The sequence below is a fragment of the Luteimonas sp. A611 genome (genome assembly GCF_054072715.1).
The window spans coordinates 380,788-401,261 of sequence record NZ_JBSVRP010000001.1 but is presented as its reverse complement, the minus strand read 5'-3'; the positions used below and the strand labels follow the sequence as shown (position 1 = coordinate 401,261).

Genomic DNA, 20,474 nt, shown 5'->3' with positions numbered 1-20,474 from the left:
CGGGAGGCGCAGTCGCCAGGTTGATGTGCGCGCTCAGCGCGCCGCCATGAACGCCTCGATCTCGTCCGCACTGCGTGCGAGGCCTCCGGTCAGCACCTCGTGGCCATCCTTGGTGATCGCCACATCGTCCTCCGTGCGGATGCCGATGCCCCGCCACTTCGCTGCCACGCTGGTGTCGTCGGCGGGGATGTAGAGGCCCGGTTCGATGGTGAACACCATGCCCGGTTCGAGCAGGCGCGACTGCCCGTCGATGCGGTAATCGCCCACGTCATGCACGTCCAGGCCCAGCCAGTGCCCGGTCTTGTGCCGGTAGTAGCGCCGGTAGTTGCCGTCGGCGACGTTCTTCTCGAGCTTGCCCTTGAGCAGGCCGAGGCGCAGCAGCCCTTCGGTCAGCGTTTCCACGGCGGCGTTGTGGCCGGCCTCGTAGGGAACGCCTGGCCGCGCCTGCGCCAGCGCCGCGGCGTAGGCGGCGTCGACCAGGTCGTGCAGCGCCCGCTGCGCGGCGCTGAAGCGGCCATTGACCGGGAAGGTGCGGGTGATGTCGGCGGCATAGCCGCGGTACTCGGCACCCGCGTCGATCAGCACCAGTTCGCCATCCTGCGCCTGCGCGCAATTGGCGTGGTAATGCAGCACGCAGGCGTTCAGGCCCGCGCCGACGATGCTGCCATAGGCAGGCTGCGCACCGGCACGACGGAACTCGCGCTCGAGTTCGGCCTGCAGTTCGTACTCGTGGATGCCGGGCGCGGCGGCGCGCATCGCCGCTTCGTGTGCGCGCACGCTGATCTTCGCCGCGCGGCGCATCAGCTTGAGCTCGTCGCGTGACTTGAACAGGCGCATCTCGTCGAGCAGGTGGCCCAGCTCGAGGAACTCGTGCGGCGGCTGCGCGCCCAGGCGCACCTGCGCGCGCACGCGGTTGAGCCAGCCGATCAGTTTGAGGTCGAACTCGGTGTCGCGGCCGAAGTGGTAGTAGACGCGGGTGCGGCCCTCGAGCAGCCCGGGCAGGATCTCGTCGAGGTCGTCGATCGGATAGGAATCATCCATGCCGTAGGCCTCGACCGCGCCCTCGGGCCCGGCGCGCGGGCCGTCCCAGCCTTCACGCTCCGGGTCGCGCTCGCGGCAGAACAGGAGCGTCTCGCCGTGGCGGCGCCCCGGCACCATCACCAGCACCGCCTCGGGTTCGGGGAAGCCGGCCAGGTACCACAAGTCGGAATCCTGCCGATAGGGATACAGGGTGTCGCGGCTGCGGATGCGCTCGGGCGCGGCCGGCAGCACCAGGATGGCGTCATCGCCAGCCATCCGCATCAGCTGCCGGCGGCGCCGGGCATAGCCCTGGGCGGAGATTCCGCTGACCGGGCGCATCACGGCGCCGCCCCGATCGTGTCCCGCCGTGTCCGGGGCAGGCACCGCATCGCCGCAGCAGACATCCGCGGGCCACGAACAAGACAGGCAACAGGCATCATCTTCATGCAGCGCCCTAGTTCAGTCGCCCGCGGTGGCGCGGACCCAGCGCGCAATCGCCGTGCAACAGCAGCACCGCGACGCGGACGTACTCCTCGATCTCAGCCAGGGCGTCCTCATCCTCCTCGTCACCGCCTTCTTCCGGCGCCGCCCCCGCCAGGCGGACGAGGTCGGCCAGCGCCTCCTGGCCCTCGTCGGACAGCGGCGGCGCTGCACCGGCGGCCAGCCCGAAGGCGCCGACGAAGCCCCGGCACCAGTCGAACAGCGCGCCGCTGCGCTCGTACAGCGTCGCCTCCACGTCCGGCAGCAGCAGCTCGAAGCCGAATTCGCGGTCCTCCAGCTGCGACACGCTGGCCTCGCGCAGGCGGTCGAAGGCCTCGCCAGGCGCTACCGGATCGATGTCGGCATCGACCAGCACCCGCGCCAGCCAATCCGGGCCGTCGCTGCCGCCGCCGGCCAGCCAGCCGCACAGGCCGCCGTGCAGCTCGCTCGCGCTGGCGCCCAACTCGCGCTCGCGGCTTGCGGTTTCAACTTCCTGCAGGGACGGCAATGCTGGAGGCACGGGCGATTTCCGGACGCGGGCGGACAAGTCTAGAACGTCGACGGCGCTGCTGCATGTCGCTGCGCGCAGCGGCGGCGCGCCCGCGTGCGCTTGTTGCCGGCCTGCGCTGGCGCCTACACTCGGGCACATTCATGAACGCATCGCGCAGGGGTTCGCCGCGTGACGACCAATCCGGGGGACCTCCAGCTCATCGTCGCGGCCGTCGCCGTGGCGGTGCTGCTGGTCGCGCTGGTGGTCATCACCCTGCGCCGCCGCCAGAGCGAGCGATCCCACCTTGCACGCCTGCGCGACCGCGAGGAGCGCCTCAAGCTCGCACTGTGGGCCACCGGCGAGCGCTACTGGGACTACGACGTGGCCAGCGGCAAGATCAACCGCCTGGCCCTGGACTCGCACGAGGACCCCGACGGCCGGATCGGCGAGGACATCGTCGACATCAGCGACATCATCCATCCCGACGACCTGCCGATGGCGCGCCAGCGCATCGCCGCCTACCTCGCCGGCGAGGACGAGAGCTTCCTGGCCGAGCTGCGCGTCCAGCGCGAAGGGGATTGGGTGTGGATGCGCGCGCGCGGGCGGGTGGTGGCGCGTGACGCCCAGGGCAGGATCCTGCGCATCGCCGGCACCGCGCTGAACATCACCGGCACCCGCGCCGCCGAGCGCGAGCTGCGCATTTCCAGCGAAGTGCTGCGCAGCATGAACGAGGCGGTGGTGGTGGTCGACCGCAACTTCGACTTCGTCTCGGTCAACCCGGCCTTCCTGCGCATGACCGGCTACGACGAGGGGGACGTGACCGGGCGCAACTCCAGGATCCTCGACAGCCTCCAGCACGACGGCGCGTTCTATCAGCACATCCGCGAACAGATCCGCCGCAAGGGCCGCTGGAACGGCGAGATCTGGCAGCGCCGCAAGGACGGCGAGGAGTTCCTGTGCCATATCGAGTCGAGCACGGTCTACGACAAGAACGGCCAGCTGATCCTGTACGTGATCGTGCTCAACGACATCACCCAGCAGAAGCGCGCCGAGCAGGAGCTGCGCTACCTGGCCAATTTCGACACGCTTACCAACCTGCCCAACCGCTCGCTGCTGTCGGAGCGGCTGTCGCGCGCGATCGTGCGCGCGCACCGCGAAGACAACCGCATCGCGGTGCTGTTCCTGGACCTGGACCGGTTCAAGGATGTCAACGATTCGCTCGGCCACGCCGCCGGCGACCGCATCCTGCGCGCGGCCGCGGCGCGCCTGCAGCAGACCGTGGGCATGCACCACACCGTCGCGCGCCTGGGCGGCGACGAGTTCACCGTGGTGCTGGAAAACCTGGCTTCGCCTGAAGAGGCCGACCACGTGGCGCGCGAGATCATCACCGCCTTCGAGGCGCCGCTGCTGCTCGAGGACCGCCGCGAAATCGCGATCTCGCCCTCGATCGGCATCAGCCTCTACCCCGACCACGCGCACGTGCCGACCGAGCTGCTCAAGCAGGCCGACACCGCCATGTACCAGGCCAAGGCCGCCGGCCGCCGCACCTTCATGCGCTACGACGACGCCATGGACGTGGTGGTGCGCCAGCGCGCAACCATTTCCGGTGCCTTGCGCAAGGTGCTCGACCGCAGCGAACTGCGCCTGGTGTTCCAGCCGCAGCTGGCGCTGGCGGAGGATCGGATCACCGGCGTCGAGGCGCTGCTGCGCTGGCACAGCGACGAGCACGGCGACATTCCGCCCAGCGATTTCATCCCGATGGCCGAGGAAAGCGGCCTGATCCTGGAAATCGGCGAGTGGGTGCTGCGCGAGGCCTGCCTGACCCTGCAGCGCTGGCGCCAGCACGGCCTGACCGAACTGACCGTCTCGGTCAACGTCTCGGTCTTGCAGCTGCTGCGCGGCGACTTTCCCGAGGTGGTGAGCGCGGTGCTGGCCGACATCGGCCTGCCACCCAGCGCGCTGGAGCTGGAGCTGACCGAGAGCGTGCTGATGGCCAACGCCGAACACGCCGCGGCCAAGCTGCAGTCGTTCCGCGAACTCGGCGTGTCGCTGGCGATCGATGATTTCGGCACCGGCTATTCTTCGCTGGCCTACCTCAAGCGCCTGCCGATCACCACGATCAAGATCGACAAGGCTTTCATCGGCGATCTCACCCACGACCCGGAAGACGCCGCGATCACCAGCACCGTCATCACCATGGCCCATTCGCTGGGCCTGAACGTGGTGGCCGAGGGCGTGGAAACCGATGCCCAGGTCCGCTTCCTGCGCGACCAGCGCTGCAACGAGATCCAGGGCTACTGGCTGTCGCCGCCGCTGGAAGCACATGCCTGCCTGGCCTTCATCCGCAACTGGCGCCCGGTCCGGACGCAGGTCGCCACGACCTCGCTGGCCACGCCTTGACCGTCCCGCGCGGCCTGCTATCGTGCGGGCCATGGACCGCCCGGACGTGATCGCCCAGCTTCGCGCCCTGACCGCGCGCATCGACGCGCTGGTCGATCGTGCGCAGAAGCTGTCCGAGGAGAACCGTTCGCTGCGCCAGCAGCACGAGCAGATCGCCGGCGAGCGCTCCCAGCTGCTGGCCAAGAACGAGCAGGCACGCTCGCGCGTGGAGGCGATGATCGCCCGGCTCAAGTCACTGGAGCAGCACACGTGAGCGCGCGCGCATGAGCGGCGCCAGCGAAGCGGTCAACGTCCGCCTGCTCGACCGCGAGTACACGGTGGGGGTGCCGCCCGACGGCCGCGAGAGCCTGGTGGCCGCGGCAAAGGTGCTGGACGAGCGCATGCGCGAGGTGCGCGGCAACAACCGCATGGCCGGGGTCGACCGCGTCGCGGTGCTCGCGGCGCTGAACCTGGCGCATGAGCTGCACCAGATCCACGAGGACAACGCGCAGCGCGACCGCGAGATGGCCGAGCTGCTCGAAGGCCTGCAGCGCAAGCTCGACGACCTGATCGACGCGCGCTGAGCGCGGGATGCACTTGCGTCGTTGTGCATGCGCGAAATGAACCGCGAGACCCACCTGCCGACGAACGGACTTGGCAGCTTTTTCCCTCGGGCTATACTGCGTCTGCGTCCTCTGCTGTGATCGACGGCATGCGCAACATTCGCCTTGTCCCTTAATTACGACCACGGGGGCGCGAGGAATCCGGGAGTGCAGGTCCGCCTTGCAGCGGGAAGCCCGATGGAAACCGAACGCTCCCACTTGAACCCCGGGTTCAAGGTCGTTTCGCAGGCATCGGCATGGCGGAGGACGTATTCATTCCGGTCGCGCGCCGCCACGGACTCCGTCGCGGCGCCGCTTCCAGTGACCCGGCAGCGGCGGTCACAATAGCGCGCATGCTCTTGCGCGGATCCCACCCATGAACGATGACCGCGGCGCGCTGCGCCGCGAGATGCGCGCGCGTCGACGCACCCTGCCCGCCACGACGCGCATTGCCGCAGCCGACGCGCTTGCCGCGCGCCTGCTGTCGCTGCCGTTTGCGCCGCAGGCCGGCTCGGTGGCCGGCTACTGGGCGATGGACGGCGAGATTGCGCTGCACGCCTGGCAGCTGCGCCTGCCGCGCGCCGTGCGGTACTGCCTGCCCGTGCTGCACGCCGACGACACCCTGCGTTTCGCGCCCTGGAAGCCAGGCGCGCCGCTGTCGACCAATCGCTACGGCATCCCCGAACCCGACGTGCCCGGCACCGAATTGCTGCGTCCGGACCAGCTCGATCTCGTGGTCGCGCCGGTGGTCGCGTTCGACGCGGCCGGGCACCGGCTGGGCATGGGCGGTGGCTGGTACGATCGCAGTTTCGCGGCGCGCGTGGACCAGCCTGCGCCGCCCCATCTGGTCGGCGCCGCGTTTTCCGTGCAGCAGGCCGACGCGATCATGGCCGCGGCCTGGGATATCCCGCTCGACGCGGTCTGCACCGAATCCGATACGTTCCTGGTGAGCCCATGAGTCCCCGCAAACGCTACTGGCTGATGAAATCCGAGCCTTCGGACTTCTCGATCGACGACCTCCAGCGCGTGCGCACCGAACCCTGGACCGGAGTGCGCAACTACCAGGCGCGCAACTTCATGCGCCAGATGCAGCTTGGCGACGGCGTGCTGTTCTACCACTCCAATACCGCCGTGCCCGGCATCTACGGCATTGCCGAAGTGGTGAGCACGGCGTATCCGGATCCGACCCAGTTCCAGAAGAAGTCGAAGTACTTCGATGAAAAGGCCACGCGCGAACAGCCGCGCTGGGACCTGGTGGACGTGGGCTTCGTGCGCAAACTGGAGCGCGGGATCGCGCTTGACGAGATCCGCGCGCACGCCGAAGGGCTTGGCGAGGAGTTCGCGCTGATCCGCAAGGGTTCGCGACTGTCGGTGCTGCCGGTGACGGCGGCGCAGTGGAAGCTGCTGCTGTCGCTGGAGTAGGGCCCGCCGACGCTCATTGCCACTTGGATCGCTGGCGCGGATTGCGGCGCGATCCGGACGCAGATCCATCCCTGCGGTCGGGATGACAGTTTCATTCCCGACGCACACTTCCGATTCCTGATTTCCTATTCACGGTTCAGCAAACACATGTCCGAACACAAGCGCCTGGCCGGCGAAAAGGCCATTGAATTCGTCGAGGACGGCATGATCGTCGGCGTCGGCACCGGCTCGACCGTGGCCTGCTTCATCGATGCGCTGGGCAGGATCCGCCACCGCATTGCCGGCGCGGTGTCGAGCTCGGAGCAGAGCACGCGGCAGCTGCGTGGCCTCGGCATCGAGGTGCTCGAGCTCAACACCACCGGGCCGCTGCAGTTGTACGTCGACGGCGCCGACGAATGCGACCCGCAGGGGCGGCTGATCAAGGGCGGCGGCGCGGCGCTCACGCGCGAGAAGATCATCGCCGAGGCCAGCGCGCGCTTCGTCTGCATCATCGATGCGGCCAAGCAGGTCGACGTGCTCGGCCGCTTCCCGCTGCCGGTCGAGGTGATCCCGATGGCGCGCAGCCTGGTGGCGCGCGAGATCCTGGCGCAGACCGGCGGCCAGCCGGTGTGGCGCGAGGGCGTGGTCACCGACAACGGCAACGCCGTGCTCGACATCCACAACCTGCGCATCACCGATCCGGTCGCGCTCGAGCGCGAGCTCAACCAGATCCCGGGCGTGGTCTGCGTCGGCCTGTTCGCGCGACGCGGCGCTGACGTCGTGATCGTCGGCGGGGAGGCGCCGCTGGTCCTGCGCTGAGGCGGGGGACGTTCCTGGTCCCATCCGCACGAAGTTGCTCAGCGCAGCACGAAGGCCGCCAGCAGTCGCCCCGCACGCCGCGGATGGACGCCACGCCGCCGCGTGGCCACCGCCATGGCAGAGCGGCGTCGCGGCACGACGGTTGGCGCGATGTGGGCATGGGCGCCATCGCGCCGCCGCAGACGCAGCGCGAAGGAGGTGACCAGCGCCGCGGCCGGCGCGGCCACCAGCCATAGCGGTATCCAGCCGGGACCTGCGATGGCAGCGGGCAGCGACAGCATGGCGACCAGGCCGAGGAACAGCGTGCCCAGCAGCGCCGCTTCGACGCTGCGCAGCGGATCGGCGGTGGTCCTGCGCGGCATTGGGGATGCTGTCATGGCGGTGGCTCCAGGGGTGGAGCGCAGCTTCCCGCGGGCACATCTCAGGGGCTGCGACCGTGCCGGGGCGGATGCGGCCGCCGCCGGGACCGGGCCTCAGTAGCCGGCCGCGTCCAGCGCCCGGGTCGCCACCGCGCGGCCCACGTCGATCACTTCGCCCGCGCGCCAGAACTCGTAGAACTGGCAGACATCGCGCGGGATGCGGATCAGCAGCTCCGGTGGATCCAGCGCCAGCTGCACGCGCGCGATCTGCGCCTGCATCGTATCCAGCGAGCGCGCCATGATCTCCGGCAGGCCCATGCGCAGTGCGTCGCCCGAGGTGTCACCCGAGACCGCGCGCTCCAGCCAATCGCCAACGCGCGCGGTGATGGTCGAACCATCGGCTCCGGCCTGCGGCTGCGCCGGCTCGCCCGGCGGGCGCTTGGGCCAGCCGTGCATGTCGACCGCGACCAGCCGGTGCGCATCCGACAGCCGGGTCGCCGTGATCGGCAGCGGCGCCAGCAGGCCGCCGTCGACCAGGGCGCGGCCGTTGATCCGGTGCGGCGTGAACAGTCCCGGGATCGCGAACGAGGCGCGCAGCGCGTCCCACAGCCGGCCCTCGCGAATCCACACCTCGCGCTGGCGTTCCAGGTCGACCGCGACCGCGGTGAACTCCACCGGCAGCGTCTCGATCAGCGGGTCGCCCACCACCTGGCGCATGGTGTCGACCAGGCGCTGACCGCGCAGCACGCCCGAACGGCGCCAGCCCGGGTCGAGCAGACGCAGGAAATCGATGCGCGACATGCTGCGCAGGCGCTCGTCGAATGCACGCAGCCTGCCGGCCGCGAAGATGCCGCCCACCAGCGCGCCGCTGGACGAGCCGGACACCGCGTCGATGACCAAGCCGCGCTCCTCCAGCACCTCGATCACGCCGATCTGCGCCAGCCCGCGCGCGCCGCCCGCGCCCAGCGCCAGCGCGATGCGCTCGCGCCCGGCCTGCGCGGGCGCGCCAGCTGCAGGGACTGCCGACATCACCGTTCGTAATTCGACAGCGCCAGCTGCAGCAGCGACTTGGCCTGTTCGCGCAATGCCGGCGGCGCCATGATCTCGGCGTCGGCGCCGTAGTGCAGCACGTCCATCAGCAGTTCGCGCGAGGCGCTGTAGGGCAGCTTGAGCTCGTAGCGCCCGTCCGGCAGCAGGCGCCCCTGCTGCTGCGAATGCCAGTGTTCGTCGGCCACCCAGCGCGCGGCCTTGGCGCTGAACATGATCGTCGCCACGCCCTTGGCCGGGCCGGAGAAGATGCCGTAGCTGCCGGCCAGGTGGGTGTCGAGCGCGGCCTCGTCGATGTCGCGGGCCTCGGCGTCGAGCACGCGCGCGGTGGCGATGCGGTCGACCGAAAAGCTGCGCAGCGCCTCGCGCTCCTGGTCCCAGGCATCCATGTACCAGTTGTCGCGGTAGTGGGTGATGCGCTGCGGCGAGACGGTGCGCCGGGTCTTCTCGTCGGTGGAGCGCGCGCGGTAGTCGAACGACAGCTGCCTGCGCTGCAGCACCGCCGAACAGACGTTGCGGAACACGTGCTCGTCCATGCGCCGCCCGCGGTGCGGGATCACGCGTACGCGCTCGACCGGCCAGTGCTTGCCGGTCGAATGCTCGTCGAGCAGCTTGTCGATGCGGGACTGCAGCGGCGCCAGCGCGCTGGACAGGATGCCGCCGCTGCTGCGCGAGAGCAGCTGCTGGGCAGCCAGCAGCGCGTGCAGCTCGTCGGAATTGAGCCACAGGCCCGGCAGCTCGAAGCGGCCGCCTTCCTCGCTGTCGTAGCGGAAGCCGGCCTCGCCGTCGCCGGCCACCGGGGCCATCAGCGCGTCACGCAGGAAGGCGAGGTCGCGGTAGACGGTGGCGCGGGAGCATTCGAGCTCCTCCTGCAGGCGCGCAACCGTCACCGGATAGCGCGATGTCTTGAGGATGCGGTGCAGGGACAGGATGCGTTCGTATCGGTCCATGCGGGCGATTATGCGCTGTCCGACGCCGCTTGGCGCCGGGCCGGGACCCGTCCGGGGGCCAACCCGGATTTGCAGCATCGGGGCACGGGCCGCACCATGTGCGGCGAATTTTGCGGGGAACGCGGCCGGACATGGCCTGCAGGACAACCAGACCACCACTGGCGCACACGACGCGCACGGGCATCCGTGCGGTCCTTGCGCGCGTCCACAGGGAGAGCGCATGGCCCTGTGGCTGACGCTGGCGATCCTGGTCGGCGCGATCTACCTGTTCGTCACCGAACGGCTGCGCGTGGACGTGGTCGCGCTGCTGGTGATGACCGCGCTGGTGGTGACCGGGGTACTCACGGTTCCCGAGGGCCTGTCGGGCTTCAGCAGCCAGGCCACGATCATGGTCGCGGCGATGTTCGTGCTGAGCGCGGCGCTGCAGCGCAACGGCGCGGTGGCGGCGATCGGCGAGGTGCTGTCGCGGATCCGCTCGCAGTGGCTGTTCCTGCTGGTGATGCTGGTGCTGGTCTCGTGCGTGGCGGCGTTCGTCAACAACACCGCCACCGTGGCGGTGTTCCTGCCACTGGTGCTGGCGGCCAGCACCGCCAACCGCTGGGCACCCTCGAAGTTCCTGATCCCGCTGTCGTACATGTCGCAGGCCGCGGGCGTCTGCACCCTGATCGGCACGTCGACCAACCTGTTGGTCGACGCGATGGCGCGCGACGCGATCGGCGTGGGCTTCACCCTGTTCGAGTTCGCGCCGCTGGGCATCGTCTTCGTCGGCATCTGCATGCTGTACCTGATGACGGTCGGACGCTGGCTGCTGCCCGACCGCGGCGTGCCCGGCACCGAGGAGCACGAGCACGTCGGCCGTTACGTCGCCGAGCTGCTGGTGCCCGAAGAGTCGAGCGCGATCGGATTGCGCCGCAGCCAGGTGGTGCCGGAGAGCATCGATGACGTGGTGGTGCTGGAGATCCTGCGCAACGGCCGTCCGGTCTATGGCGGCGAGGCCGAGGTGCGGGCCGGCGACCGGCTGCTGCTGCGTGGCGAGTGGAAGCGCATCGGCGCGGTGCGCAAGGCGCGCAAACTGAAGTTCGACCACGTCGCGCGTGACCTGGACGGCGACATCAACGCCGAGCGGGTTCAGGTCGAGGTCATGGTGTCGCCGGGCTCGCACCTGATCGGGCATACGCTGGCGGGCATGCGCTTCGGCCACATGTACCGGGCGCGGGTGCACGGCATCCACCGGCGCCTGCTGGATGTGCGCAGGCCGCTCGACCAGGTGCAGCTCAACCTCGGCGACGTGCTGTTGCTGGACGCCCCGGAAAAGGCGATCGACGACCTGCGCGCCGACAAGGGCATGATCGTGCTCGGCGCGCGCAAGCAGGCCAAGGTCGACGTGCTGCGCGCGACGCTGTCGGTGCTGGTGATGGTGTCCACGATCCTGGTCGCGGCGCTGGGCTGGATGTCGATCGTGGAAGCGGCGCTGCTGGGCTGCGCGACGCTGCTGGTGTCGGGCCTGATCGAACCCGACGAGGCCTACCGCGCGATCGACTGGCGGGTGATCTTGCTGCTGGCCGGGATCCTGCCGCTGGGCATCGCCCTGCAGAAGTCCGGCGGCGCCACCCTGGCGGCCGACTTCATGATCAGCAGCCTGGGCGGCTTCGGGCCGCTGGCGGCGCTGGCCGCGATCTACCTGATGACCTCGATCGCCACCGAGTTCATGAGCAACAACGCCTCGGCCGTGCTGGTGGTGCCGATCGCGCTGGCCGCCGCCGAGTCGATGGGCATCGACCCCAAGCCACTGCTGGTGGCCGTGGCCTTCGCCGCCTCGACCAGCTTCGCCACGCCGATCAGCTACCAGACCAACACCATGGTCTTCACCGCCGGCGGCTACCGGTTCTCGGATTTCGTGCGCATGGGCCTGCCGCTGAACATCGTGTTCTGCACCGCGGCGATCCTGCTGATTCCGCGCTTTTTCCCGTTCTGAGCGTCTCCACGCGGCGCGGGTGACGCTTTATTCAGGAATATGAGGCGCAGCTTGCGGACAATGGGCGGGTAATCGTTTCCATCCGTGGAGAACCTGGATGCTCGCCAGCTGGTGGCTGGCCGTGGTCGGCCTGCCCGTGTTCATGCAACCCCTGCCCGAAGCGCCAGGCCAGCCGGCGGCGCTGGCGGTCGCCTCCGGGCGGGTGTCGCTGCGCCAACCCTGCCTGCGCCTGGTCTGTCCCGACGCCGAGTGGCAGCAGGCGAGCCGCCCCGCTCGTACGCTGGAGCGGGCGCAGGCGCCCGGCGCATTCGAGGCGATCAGGCCGCAGCGGCTGCCGCGCCTGGCCACGCGCCGCTTCATCGGCCTGCACTCGCCTGCTTCGCGCCGCGACTGGTTCGATTCCAGCGGCGGCGCGGCCCTGGTCGATGCGCGCTACGGGATGGAAGCGGTGCGCAATTCGCAGACCCGCGTGCAGCTGGAGCTCGGCACGGGCTACCGCCTGCAGCCCTACGCCAACTACGGCACCGCCGCGCAGGGACCGGTGGCGATGGGGCAACTGCGTCTGTCGCAGCGGCTGGGGGAGTTCGGTTCATTGAACCAGCAGGTCCGGGTCGAGCGCGGACGCGAGAACGCCTACCTGCGCCAGACCATCGGCGTGGACCTGGACCTGGCCCCGCAGTGGTCGCTGCTGGGCGATTTCGAGCTGCGCCACGACACCGCGGGCAATGGCGGCCAGGGGCATACCGACCGGGAGGGGTCGGTGCGGTTTCGGTACGCGTTCTAGGGCTGGGGCGGTGCCGGGGGGATCCGGGCGCTTTGTTGGCGGTCGCGGCTGAAGCCGCTCCTACTGGAGCGGAGGCTTCAGCCAGGATTGAATAAATCAGGTGTGTGGCGCCAGCAGGGCGCCGGCGCCGTCGGCGAGCAGGCGGCGGGCGACTTGCTCGCCCAGCGCGCCGGGATCGTCGCCACTGGCCTGCGCGCGCAGGATGCGGCCGGTCGCGGCGTCGCCGACCATGCCCTGCAGCTGCAGCCGGTCTCCGTCGATCTTCTCGGCAAACGCCGCTACCGGGACGTGGCAGCTGCCGTGCAGGGCCCGGTTCATGGCGCGCTCGGCTTCGACGCAGCGCCGCGTCGGCGCGTCATCGAGGACGGACAGCAGTCGCTGCACGACGGGGTCGTCGTCGCGGCCCTCGACCGCGATCGCGCCCTGCGCGGGCGCGGGCAGCCACTGCGGCGCGAGCAGGCGGGAGCGGATGCGCGCGTCCAGGCCGAGCCGCAGCAGGCCGGCGCAGGCCAGCACGATCGCGTCGTATTCGTCCGCATCCAGCCGGCCCAGGCGCGTGTTGACGTTGCCGCGCAGGTCGCGCAGGCGCAGGTCGGGGCGGCGCGCGCGCAGCTGGGCCTGGCGCCGCAGCGACGAGGTGCCGACGCAGGCGCCTTCGGGCAGGTCGTCGATGCCGTGGTAGCGGTTGCTGACGAAGGCATCGGAGGGATCGGCGCGCTCCAGGATCGCCGGCAGGACGAAGCCCGGTTCGAGCTCCATCGGCACGTCCTTGAGCGAATGCACCGCGCAGTCGGCTTCGCCGCGCTGCATCGCCACTTCCAGCTCCTTGAGGAACAGGCCCTTGCCGCCGATCGCGGCCAGCGAACGGTCGAGCACTTCGTCGCCGCGGGTGCTCAGCGGCACCAGCGCGACCTCCAGGCCCGGGTGCGCCTGGCGCAGGCGCGCAGCCACGTGTTCGGTCTGCCACAGGGCAAGCGGGCTCTTGCGGGTGGCGATGCGGAGCAGGTCCATGGGCCGCATTATCCCCCGCCGCACCACACAGCGGCGAGCCGTGTCCTGGCGCCGCCGGAACGCCTACAGGTTGCGGATCGTGTCGCGCAGCTGCGCCACGCAGCGCCGGCTGACCTCGAGCGGTCGGTCGCCGTGGCGCAGGATGGCATGGACGTGGCCGTCCAGCCCGCGCCGCAGCTCGACCAGCTCATGGCGCGCCACCAGGCAGTTGCGGTGGATGCGCACGAAGCGGTCGCCGAACTCGTCCTCCAGCGACTTCAGCGATTCCTCGATCAGGTCCTCGCCGCGCGCGTGGTGGACCACGACGTATTTCTCTTCGGCCTGCAGGTAACGCACGTCCTCCACCGGGATCAGCCGCAGGCTGCCGCGCAGCCGCGCGCACAGGTGGGTGCGACGCGCACCGACTGTGTCGATGTCGGCGCCGTTCGTGCCGTGGCGCCCGGCGGTGAGCATGCGCGCGCGCTGCAGCGCCGACGCCAGGCGTTCGGCGCGCACCGGCTTGACCAGGTAGTCGGCCGCTTCGGCATCGAAGGCCGACAGCGCGTGCGCATCGTAGGCGGTGCAGAACACCACCACCGGGCGTGGCTCGAACGCCTGCAGGTGTCGCGCCACCTCGAGCCCGTCGATGCCCGGCATGGCGATATCGAGCAGGACCAGGTCCGGATCGTGCTCGGCGCAGGCGTGCAGGGTCTGGTGCCCGTCACCGACTTCGGCCACCACCTCGACGTCGGTCAGCGCGGCCAGCAGCATGCGCAGGCGCTCGCGGGCGAGGGGTTCGTCGTCGGCAATCACGATCTTCACCGGGGCATCCAGTCCTGGCAACGTGTCACCGCATGGTAGCCGCAGCCCCGCCAACGGCCAAACCCGTGGCTCAGCCGGCCGCGAGCCTGTTGCCGATCCAGTCGCCGAGGTCGCGGATCTCTTCGATGCAGACCGAGTGCGGCATCGGGTAGCGATGGAAGGCGACCTCGAAGCCGTGCTGGCGCATCCATGCCGCGCTCTGCTCGCCTGCGGCAAAGGGCACGACCGGATCGGCGGTGCCGTGGGCCATGAACAGCGGCTGCGCCTTCGCCGCTTCGACCAGGGCCGCAGCGGCGCTGGCGGCGCCGGGCAGGTAGGTCGACAGGCCGACCAGCCCGGCCAGCGGCTCGCTGCGGCGCAGGCCCGCGGCGAGGGTGATCGCGCCACCCTGCGAGAAACCCGCCAGGAAGATGCGTGAGGCAGGAATGCCGCGCGCGATCTCGCGGTCGATCAGCGCCGTGACCTGGGCGATGGACTCGGTCACGCCGGTTTCGTCGGCGCGGTTGGCCAGGTCGAAGTCGCGGATGTCGTACCAGGCGCGCATGCGCGCGCCGTTGTTGATCGTCACCGCGCGCACCGGCGCATGCGGGAACACGAAGCGCATCGCCGGCCAGTCGCCTCGCACCAGCTCCGGCAGGATCGACACGAAGTCGTTGCCGTCGGCGCCAAGACCGTGCAGCCACAGCACGCTCCACGCGGGATCGGCGCCGGTTTCGCGCTCGATCGTATCCAGCAACTGCAGCCCGCCTTCGGCCATCGTGTTCGTCCCCGTCGATGCAGCGGCGCACTATACCGCGCCGGTCGCGCGGCCAGCGTGGCGTGTCCGTCGGTCACTCGAGCGCAGGAGAGTCGCTTCAAGGCGACGCTGAAAAATTGTCATTTCGAGCGTAGCGAGAAATCTAGGCTTCTGATTTTTGGGGATTGACCGGCTTCGCCGTTGTAAAGCGCTTCTCACTGCGTTCGGAACGACAAACCGCAGTTTTTTAGCGTTGCCTCAGGACGACGAAGCTGGTCGGTCCTCGACTCCAAGCTGCGGACTCAGCCTTCCGCGCCCGATTGCTCTTCCAAGCCATGTTGCCGCCAGGCCACGCGGATGGCGTCGCGCGCAGCCTCGAGTGCGGCATCCACCGGCACGATCCGGGTGCGCCGGTCGAGCGTGCAGTCCAGTCCGGCTGCCACGAACAGCGCGTGCGCATCGCACAGCGCCGCTGCGCCCTGCGCGTCCAGCACGCCGGCCTGCGCCAGCGCGTCCACCAGCAGCGGCGTCGCACGCGGTGCCAGCAGGGCCGGATGGGCGTGGGCCTCGCGCAGCACCAGGTACTGCAGCAGGAATTCCAGGTCGACCAGCCCGCCTTCGCCCTGCTTGAGGTCGAACAGGCCATCGCCGCCGCGGTCGAGTTCGGCGCGCATGCGCGCGCGCATCGAAACCACATCCGCACGCAGAACCTCCTGCTCGCGCACCCGCGCCAGGGTGGCGGCACGCACGCTTTCGAACGCCGCCGCAAGTTCGGGATCACCGGCCACGCAGCGTGCGCGCACCAGCGCCTGGTGCTCCCAGGTCCACGCGCGTTCGCGCTGGTAGTCGCCATAGCTGGACAGGGTCGAGACCAGCAGGCCCTTGCCGCCGTCCGGGCGCAGGCGCACGTCGATGTCGTACAGCCGCCCGGCGCCGGTGACCGCACCGAGCAGGGCCACGATCTTCTGCGCCAGCCGCGCGAACCAGCGCGGCGCATCCAGCGGACGCGGCCCATCGGACTGCGCATCGGCGGGTGCGTCATACAGGAACACCAGGTCGAGGTCGGAGCCGAAGCCCAGCTCCTCACCGCCGAGGCTGCCGTAGCCGAGCACGGCGAAGCCGCCGCCCGCGATGCCGCCATGCGCGGTCTCGAGCTCGCGCCGCGCAAGCGCCAGCACGGCCTCTACCAGGCCGTCGGCCAGCCAGGCAAGCTGGCGGGTGCTGTCCTGTGCGGGCTGGCGCCGGTCGAGCGTGGCCAGCGCGATGCGGAAGCTGAGCTGCTGGCGGATTTCGTTGAGCGCGAACAGCGCCGATTCGGTGTCGTCCTCCTGCGCCGGGCCACAGGCTTCGGCGAACAGCTCGCGCCTCGGAAGCGGGCCTTCAGCGCGGGCATCGAGCAGTTCGTCGAGCAGCAGCGGATGCGCGGCCAGCCGCTCGGCCAGCAACGCGCTGCGCGTGACCAGGTCCACCACCCGCGCCAGCGCCGGCGGATGCTCGTCGAGCAGGGCGAGGTAGCTGGCGCGCCGCAGGATGTTGTGCAGCAGGGCGAGCAGGCGCCGGATCGCCTGCAGCGGCTGCGTGGCCGGCACCGACGCCTGCAGCAGCACCGGCATCACCCGATCGAGCCGCGCACGCGTGGCGTCGGACAGCTCGCGCACGCTGGGCGAGCGCGCGAAATCGCGCAGGGCCGCGTCCACGTTCGCGGCATCGCCGAACCCGGCCTGCGCCAGCACCGCCGAGTCGCTGGCCTCGGGCAGCGCACGCCAGTACGCGGCGATGTCGTGATCCACGGCCGGCTGCCGGCCGCGCTGGGAGAGCAGCGCGTCGAACTCGTTGGAGACGCGTTCGCGGCGCCGCTCGATCTCCACGAACAGTTCGTCCCAGTGCGCGTGGCCGAGACCGCGCGCAAGCCGGTCGCGATCGACCGCGGCGGCCGGCAGCACATGGGTCTGCTCGTCGCGCAGCATCTGCAGACGGTTCTCCAGCCGGCGCAGGAAGCGGTAGTCGTCGGCGAGGCAGGCGGCGGTGTCCTCGCTGACCTGGCCAGCCTCGCGCAGCGCCGCCAGCGCCGGCAGCAGCCGCGGCTGCTGCAGCGCCGGTTCGCGTCCGCCGCGGATCAGCTGCAGGGCCTGGGCGAGGAACTCGATCTCGCGGATGCCGCCCGGGCCGCGCTTGACGTCGTCGGCCAGCTCCTTGCGCGCGACCTCGGCCGCGATCATCGACTTCATCCCGCGCAGGCCGTCGAGCGCGCCGAAGTCGAGGTAGCGCCGGTAGACGAAGGGGCGCAGCGTGTCCAGGAACCGGTGTCCCGCCTCCACGTCCCCGGCCACCGGTCGCGCCTTCTGCCAGGCGTAGCGCTCCCAGTCGCGGCCCTCGCGCTGGAAGTACATCTCCAGCGCCGCAAAGCTCATCGCAACCCGGCCCGCGTTGCCGAAAGGACGCAGCCGCAGGTCGACGCGGTGGCAGAAGCCGTCGACGGTGACCTCGTCGAGCAGCCTGCCCAGCTGCTGGCCGAGGCGCGCAAAGTAGTCCTCGGCGGCCAGCGGGCGGCCGCCATCGCTCTCGCCGCCGTGTTCGTAGGCGTAAACCAGATCGATGTCGGAGCTGAAGTTGAGCTCGCTGCCGCCCAGCTTGCCCATGCCGAACACGACCAAGCGCACAAGCTGGCCCTCGCTATCGCGGACCACGCCATGGCGGCTGGCGAAGTCGCGCTCGAGCGCCTCCAGGGCAAGGGCCAGGCAGTCTTCGGCCAGGCGCGTGGTGCCGACGAGGGTGGTGTCGACATCGTCCAATCCGAGCACGTCGCGCCAGACCAGGCGCGTGGATTCGGCACGGCGATAGCGCCGCAGCAGCCGCGGCCAGTCGTCGCGACGCTCCGCTTCGAGCACCGGCTGCGGCAGCGGCTGCGCGCCGTCGTCCTGGGCCAGCTGCGCCAGCAGCGCCGGCTGCTGCACCAGCACGTCGACCGCGAAGTCGCTGGCCATCGCAACGCGCCACAGGCGTTCACGCAGCGTGCCGTCATCGGCCAGCGCAGGGAAGCGCGCAAGCGCGCGGTCGGCTATCGCATCGGACTGGGAGCGTGCGTCATCCATGCGGCGATTGTGGCAGGAGGACCGCGATGAGGCGCCCTGTCGTTTTGATCCTGTTCGGCGAACTGGACATAGCGGCGTCGCCATCGTCGGCATGTCATCGCCAGGGACGTGGGGGAAGCAGTCCCTGCCGCAGGCCTGCGGAGCAGCCCGGCATCCTGCCAAGGAAGCTCGTCACTCCGGCGGACAAAGCCATCATCCCGCGGACGACAAGTTCGTCATCCCGGCGCAAGCCGGAAGCGCTTTACAACAGCCTGAAAGGCTGGTCATCCGTTTTGACGTTGCCGGACGAGCATGGATTCAATGCGTTCGCAGGAACGACGGCAGTTGAAGGTCAGAACAATTAAAAAGGATTCTTCTCCCAATCGAGGGGGAAGGCGGTCACGGTTGCTGGACCCCTCGCGCGGGCTCGAGTAGACGCCGCGCCCTGTCGACTGGGCGATGGTCGTTTCGGGCTGGGTTGCGGCGGCGAGTCAGCCATGAATGGCTGACCGAGCCGAGAAGCAACCCCCGGCCCGGAACGGCCCCGGCCGCAGGCCTGATCCAGTCGCCTGCAATGCGGCCGACTCCCCTCAAATGGGAGAAGAACAAATAAAAAGCCCGCTGGCAGTTGCCTGCCAGCGGGCTTTGCTCCCTCCCCCACGTCGGGTGCGGGGCCATCGTGAACGATTCGTTAGGACGCTTGCACGCTGCACCGCAAAACGATACCGCCGGGTTTAGTAACGCGGTGCGCGGGTGCACCACAGGCGAAGCGCGCTGGTAACGTTTACAACCGCGCAACCATGCGGTATTGCCGCTCTGTCGCCCCTGTCCCCCAAGCGGCGCGCGCGCCCGGACGGTGGCGGCAACGGCGGAAATTTCACTCCGGACGCGGTCCGCGCCGCAGGTCGCGCAGGATTTCGCGTGCGGCATTGCGCCCTGGCAGGCCGGTGACGCCGCCGCCTGGATGCGTGCCCGAGCCGCACAGGTACAGGCCCGGCAACGCGCCGCGATAGTTGCCCTGCCCCAGCAGCGGGCGGGCGCTGAACATCTGGTCCAACCCGAGCGCGCCATGGAAGATGTCGCCGCCGACCAGGCCGAACTCACGCTCCAGGTCCAGCGGCGACAGCGCGTGCCAGCCCAGCACGCTGCGGGCGAAGTTGGGGGCAACTGCGTCGACGGTGTCGATCATCAGCCTGGCCACGGTGTCGCGGTGCGCGTCCCAGCCGCCGTCGACCTCGGGATGCACGTGCTGGCAGAACAGGCTCGCGACGTGCTGCCCGGGTGGCGCCAGCGTGTCGTCGAGCGTGGACGAGATCACCAGTTCGACGATCGGCGCGCGCGCCCAGCCCGGGTTGTGCGACTTCGATTTCGCGTCGAAATAGGCGTTCTCGAAATACTGCAGCGATGGGCCGACCAGGATCCCGCTCTGGTGGTGCGGCTGCAGCTGCGTGCCGGGCGCAGCGATAAAGTCGGGCAGCTCCGACAGCGCGACGTTCATGCGGAACGTGCCCGAACCGCAGCGATAGCGGGCGATGCGCTGCGCGGTGTCGTCGTCGAGGTGCTCGCGCGCGACCAGCCGCGTGTACAGCAGCTTCGGGTTGAGGTTGGACACCACCGTGCCGGCGCGCAGTTCGCGGCCGTCGGCCAGCGCCACGCCGACCGCGCGGCCGCGCTCCACCAGCACGCGCTCCACGGCCTGGCCGCTGTGCACCTGCACGCCACGCGCCGCGCACTCGGCCGCGATCGCCTGCGTGATCGCGCCCATGCCGCCGATCGCATGCCCCCACACGCCGGGCTTGCCGTTGGTTTCGCCGAACACGTGGTGCAGCAGCACGTATGCGCTGCCGGGCGTATACGGGCTGGCGAAGTTGCCGACCACCGAATCCCAGCCCAGCGCGGCCTTCAGTGGTTCGGATTCGAACCAGTGGTCGAGCAGTTCGCCGGCGGATTTGGTGAACAGGTCGAGCAGGTCGCGGCGGCCGCGCAGGTCCAGGTGCCCGAGGCGCCTGGCCACGTCGTACGAGGCCAGCCAGTCGCCCAGCGAGAGCCGGTCGCCGACGTTGGGCGGCGTACGCTGCATGAGTTCGCGCAGCACGACCACGATCCGATCGAGCATCGCGCCGTAATCGACGAGCCGCTCGATGTCGCGCGCCGACGAGGCCCGCAGCGATGCGGCGGTGTGGCCGTCGCCCAGGCGGAACGCGCGGCCGCCGGGCAGCGGCAGGAAGTTGGCGAACGGGCGCTCCACCACCCGCAGGCCGTGCTGCGCCAGGCGCAGTTCGCGGATCACCTTCGGGTTGAGCAGGCTGACGGTGTAGCTGGCGGTGGAGTTGCGGAAGCCCGGGTGGAATTCCTCGGTCACCGCCGCGCCACCGACCACGCCACGTCGTTCGAGCACCGTGACCTTCAATCCGGCCGCGGCCAGGTAGGCCGCGCACACCAGGCCGTTGTGGCCGCCGCCGATGATCAGGACGTCCGTTGCCTGCTGCACTGCCTTCCCCAGGTTGCCTGCCGTCACCATTCTACGAGTGCGCGCTGCGGGCGTAGGG

The 20,474-nt window shown here is 70.1% G+C and carries 19 protein-coding genes and 1 other RNA gene; 10 read left to right on the top strand and 10 right to left on the bottom strand.

Annotation, left to right across the window (positions count from 1 at the left end):
• Positions 1–33 precede the first annotated feature (33 nt).
• Complete coding sequence (locus tag ACW5EG_RS01740) at positions 34–1,359, bottom strand: aminopeptidase P N-terminal domain-containing protein (RefSeq protein ID WP_457016967.1); 1,326 nt, start codon at positions 1,357–1,359, stop codon at positions 34–36.
• A gap of 115 nt (positions 1,360–1,474) precedes the next feature.
• Positions 1,475–2,020, bottom strand: coding sequence for a UPF0149 family protein (locus ACW5EG_RS01735; RefSeq protein ID WP_457016966.1), 546 nt, complete (start codon positions 2,018–2,020; stop codon positions 1,475–1,477).
• A 159-nt stretch (positions 2,021–2,179) separates the two neighbouring features.
• Here ACW5EG_RS01735 and ACW5EG_RS01730 point away from each other — a divergent pair, with 159 nt between their 5' ends.
• The 7 genes from ACW5EG_RS01730 to rpiA all read left to right on the top strand — a co-directional run bounded on the left by ACW5EG_RS01730 (position 2,180) and on the right by rpiA (position 7,191).
• The gene (locus tag ACW5EG_RS01730) at positions 2,180–4,390 is read left to right on the top strand and encodes a putative bifunctional diguanylate cyclase/phosphodiesterase (protein WP_457020681.1); all 2,211 of its coding nucleotides are present in this window, start codon (positions 2,180–2,182) and stop codon (positions 4,388–4,390) included.
• A 31-nt stretch (positions 4,391–4,421) separates the two neighbouring features.
• Positions 4,422–4,643, top strand: coding sequence for a TIGR02449 family protein (locus tag ACW5EG_RS01725; protein WP_457016963.1), 222 nt, complete (start codon positions 4,422–4,424; stop codon positions 4,641–4,643).
• A 10-nt stretch (positions 4,644–4,653) separates the two neighbouring features.
• Entirely contained in the window at positions 4,654–4,953 is a 300-nt protein-coding gene (locus ACW5EG_RS01720) for a cell division protein ZapA (RefSeq protein ID WP_457016961.1), read from the top strand.
• Positions 4,954–5,058: 105 nt separating this feature from the next.
• Positions 5,059–5,242: non-coding RNA, 6S RNA (ssrS, locus tag ACW5EG_RS01715), on the top strand.
• 105 nt (positions 5,243–5,347) lie between these two features.
• Positions 5,348–5,929, top strand: coding sequence for a 5-formyltetrahydrofolate cyclo-ligase (locus ACW5EG_RS01710; protein WP_457016960.1), 582 nt, complete (start codon positions 5,348–5,350; stop codon positions 5,927–5,929).
• Positions 5,926–6,393 (top strand): EVE domain-containing protein, encoded by a 468-nt coding sequence (locus ACW5EG_RS01705; RefSeq protein WP_457016958.1) that lies wholly within the window; start codon positions 5,926–5,928, stop codon positions 6,391–6,393. The genes ACW5EG_RS01710 and ACW5EG_RS01705 overlap by 4 nt, the downstream gene beginning before the upstream one ends.
• 147 nt (positions 6,394–6,540) lie before the next feature.
• Positions 6,541–7,191: a ribose-5-phosphate isomerase RpiA gene (gene rpiA, locus ACW5EG_RS01700; RefSeq protein ID WP_457016956.1), complete on the top strand. Its 651-nt coding sequence runs from the start codon at positions 6,541–6,543 to the stop codon at positions 7,189–7,191.
• A 38-nt stretch (positions 7,192–7,229) separates the two neighbouring features.
• Here rpiA and ACW5EG_RS01695 read toward each other — a convergent pair whose 3' ends face one another.
• The 3 genes from ACW5EG_RS01695 to ACW5EG_RS01685 form a co-directional block, all read right to left on the bottom strand.
• The gene (locus tag ACW5EG_RS01695; protein ID WP_457016955.1) at positions 7,230–7,568 is read right to left on the bottom strand and encodes a hypothetical protein; all 339 of its coding nucleotides are present in this window, start codon (positions 7,566–7,568) and stop codon (positions 7,230–7,232) included.
• A 96-nt stretch (positions 7,569–7,664) separates the two neighbouring features.
• Positions 7,665–8,579 carry a patatin-like phospholipase family protein gene (locus ACW5EG_RS01690; protein ID WP_457016954.1) on the bottom strand — a complete coding sequence of 305 codons (915 nt, stop codon included), beginning with the start codon at positions 8,577–8,579 and terminating at the stop codon, positions 7,665–7,667.
• Complete coding sequence (locus tag ACW5EG_RS01685) at positions 8,579–9,547, bottom strand: helix-turn-helix transcriptional regulator (RefSeq protein WP_457016952.1); 969 nt, start codon at positions 9,545–9,547, stop codon at positions 8,579–8,581. Before ACW5EG_RS01685 ends, ACW5EG_RS01690 begins: the two co-directional genes overlap by 1 nt.
• A 220-nt stretch (positions 9,548–9,767) precedes the next feature.
• Between ACW5EG_RS01685 and ACW5EG_RS01680 the strand changes: the two genes are divergently transcribed.
• Both ACW5EG_RS01680 and ACW5EG_RS01675 read left to right on the top strand, forming a co-directional pair.
• Positions 9,768–11,522: an SLC13 family permease gene (locus tag ACW5EG_RS01680; RefSeq protein WP_457016951.1), complete on the top strand. Its 1,755-nt coding sequence runs from the start codon at positions 9,768–9,770 to the stop codon at positions 11,520–11,522.
• A gap of 97 nt (positions 11,523–11,619) precedes the next feature.
• The gene (locus ACW5EG_RS01675) at positions 11,620–12,306 is read left to right on the top strand and encodes a DUF481 domain-containing protein (RefSeq protein ID WP_457016950.1); all 687 of its coding nucleotides are present in this window, start codon (positions 11,620–11,622) and stop codon (positions 12,304–12,306) included.
• 96 nt (positions 12,307–12,402) lie between these two features.
• On the opposite strand, the gene hemC is transcribed toward ACW5EG_RS01675, so the two are convergent.
• The 4 genes from hemC to glnE form a co-directional block, all read right to left on the bottom strand.
• A complete protein-coding gene (gene hemC / locus ACW5EG_RS01670; protein WP_457016948.1) occupies positions 12,403–13,317 on the bottom strand; it encodes a hydroxymethylbilane synthase in 915 nt (304 codons plus the stop codon).
• A 63-nt stretch (positions 13,318–13,380) separates the two neighbouring features.
• Positions 13,381–14,118, bottom strand: a complete 738-nt coding sequence (locus ACW5EG_RS01665) for a LytR/AlgR family response regulator transcription factor (RefSeq protein WP_457020680.1) — start codon at positions 14,116–14,118, stop codon at positions 13,381–13,383.
• A 70-nt stretch (positions 14,119–14,188) separates the two neighbouring features.
• Positions 14,189–14,875, bottom strand: a complete 687-nt coding sequence (locus ACW5EG_RS01660; protein WP_457016945.1) for an alpha/beta hydrolase — start codon at positions 14,873–14,875, stop codon at positions 14,189–14,191.
• A gap of 281 nt (positions 14,876–15,156) precedes the next feature.
• Complete coding sequence (glnE, locus tag ACW5EG_RS01655) at positions 15,157–17,946, bottom strand: bifunctional [glutamate--ammonia ligase]-adenylyl-L-tyrosine phosphorylase/[glutamate--ammonia-ligase] adenylyltransferase (protein WP_457020679.1); 2,790 nt, start codon at positions 17,944–17,946, stop codon at positions 15,157–15,159.
• A gap of 26 nt (positions 17,947–17,972) precedes the next feature.
• Here glnE and ACW5EG_RS01650 point away from each other — a divergent pair, with 26 nt between their 5' ends.
• Complete coding sequence (locus tag ACW5EG_RS01650; RefSeq protein ID WP_457020678.1) at positions 17,973–18,290, top strand: hypothetical protein; 318 nt, start codon at positions 17,973–17,975, stop codon at positions 18,288–18,290.
• Positions 18,291–18,802: 512 nt separating this feature from the next.
• Here ACW5EG_RS01650 and ACW5EG_RS01645 read toward each other — a convergent pair.
• A complete protein-coding gene (locus ACW5EG_RS01645) occupies positions 18,803–20,416 on the bottom strand; it encodes a phytoene desaturase family protein (protein WP_457016943.1) in 1,614 nt (537 codons plus the stop codon).
• Positions 20,417–20,474: the final 58 nt, after the last annotated feature.

Excerpts from the sequence above, each read along its gene's own strand:
- ACW5EG_RS01675 (WP_457016950.1), top strand. The coding sequence starts at position 11,620 with ATGCTCGCCAGCTGGTGGCTGGCCGTGGTCGGCCTGCCCGTGTTCATG.
- ACW5EG_RS01725 (WP_457016963.1), top strand. The coding sequence starts at position 4,422 with ATGGACCGCCCGGACGTGATCGCCCAGCTTCGCGCCCTGACCGCGCGC.
- ACW5EG_RS01695 (WP_457016955.1), bottom strand. The coding sequence starts at position 7,568 with ATGACAGCATCCCCAATGCCGCGCAGGACCACCGCCGATCCGCTGCGC.
- ACW5EG_RS01740 (WP_457016967.1), bottom strand. The coding sequence starts at position 1,359 with ATGCGCCCGGTCAGCGGAATCTCCGCCCAGGGCTATGCCCGGCGCCGC.
- ACW5EG_RS01680 (WP_457016951.1), top strand. The coding sequence starts at position 9,768 with ATGGCCCTGTGGCTGACGCTGGCGATCCTGGTCGGCGCGATCTACCTG.
- ACW5EG_RS01690 (WP_457016954.1), bottom strand. The coding sequence starts at position 8,579 with ATGTCGGCAGTCCCTGCAGCTGGCGCGCCCGCGCAGGCCGGGCGCGAG.
- ACW5EG_RS01710 (WP_457016960.1), top strand. The coding sequence starts at position 5,348 with ATGAACGATGACCGCGGCGCGCTGCGCCGCGAGATGCGCGCGCGTCGA.
- ACW5EG_RS01705 (WP_457016958.1), top strand. The coding sequence starts at position 5,926 with ATGAGTCCCCGCAAACGCTACTGGCTGATGAAATCCGAGCCTTCGGAC.
- hemC (WP_457016948.1), bottom strand. The coding sequence starts at position 13,317 with ATGGACCTGCTCCGCATCGCCACCCGCAAGAGCCCGCTTGCCCTGTGG.
- rpiA (WP_457016956.1), top strand. The coding sequence starts at position 6,541 with ATGTCCGAACACAAGCGCCTGGCCGGCGAAAAGGCCATTGAATTCGTC.
- glnE (WP_457020679.1), bottom strand. The coding sequence starts at position 17,946 with ATGGATGACGCACGCTCCCAGTCCGATGCGATAGCCGACCGCGCGCTT.
- ACW5EG_RS01720 (WP_457016961.1), top strand. The coding sequence starts at position 4,654 with ATGAGCGGCGCCAGCGAAGCGGTCAACGTCCGCCTGCTCGACCGCGAG.
- ACW5EG_RS01685 (WP_457016952.1), bottom strand. The coding sequence starts at position 9,547 with ATGGACCGATACGAACGCATCCTGTCCCTGCACCGCATCCTCAAGACA.
- ACW5EG_RS01650 (WP_457020678.1), top strand. The coding sequence starts at position 17,973 with ATGAGGCGCCCTGTCGTTTTGATCCTGTTCGGCGAACTGGACATAGCG.
- ACW5EG_RS01660 (WP_457016945.1), bottom strand. The coding sequence starts at position 14,875 with ATGGCCGAAGGCGGGCTGCAGTTGCTGGATACGATCGAGCGCGAAACC.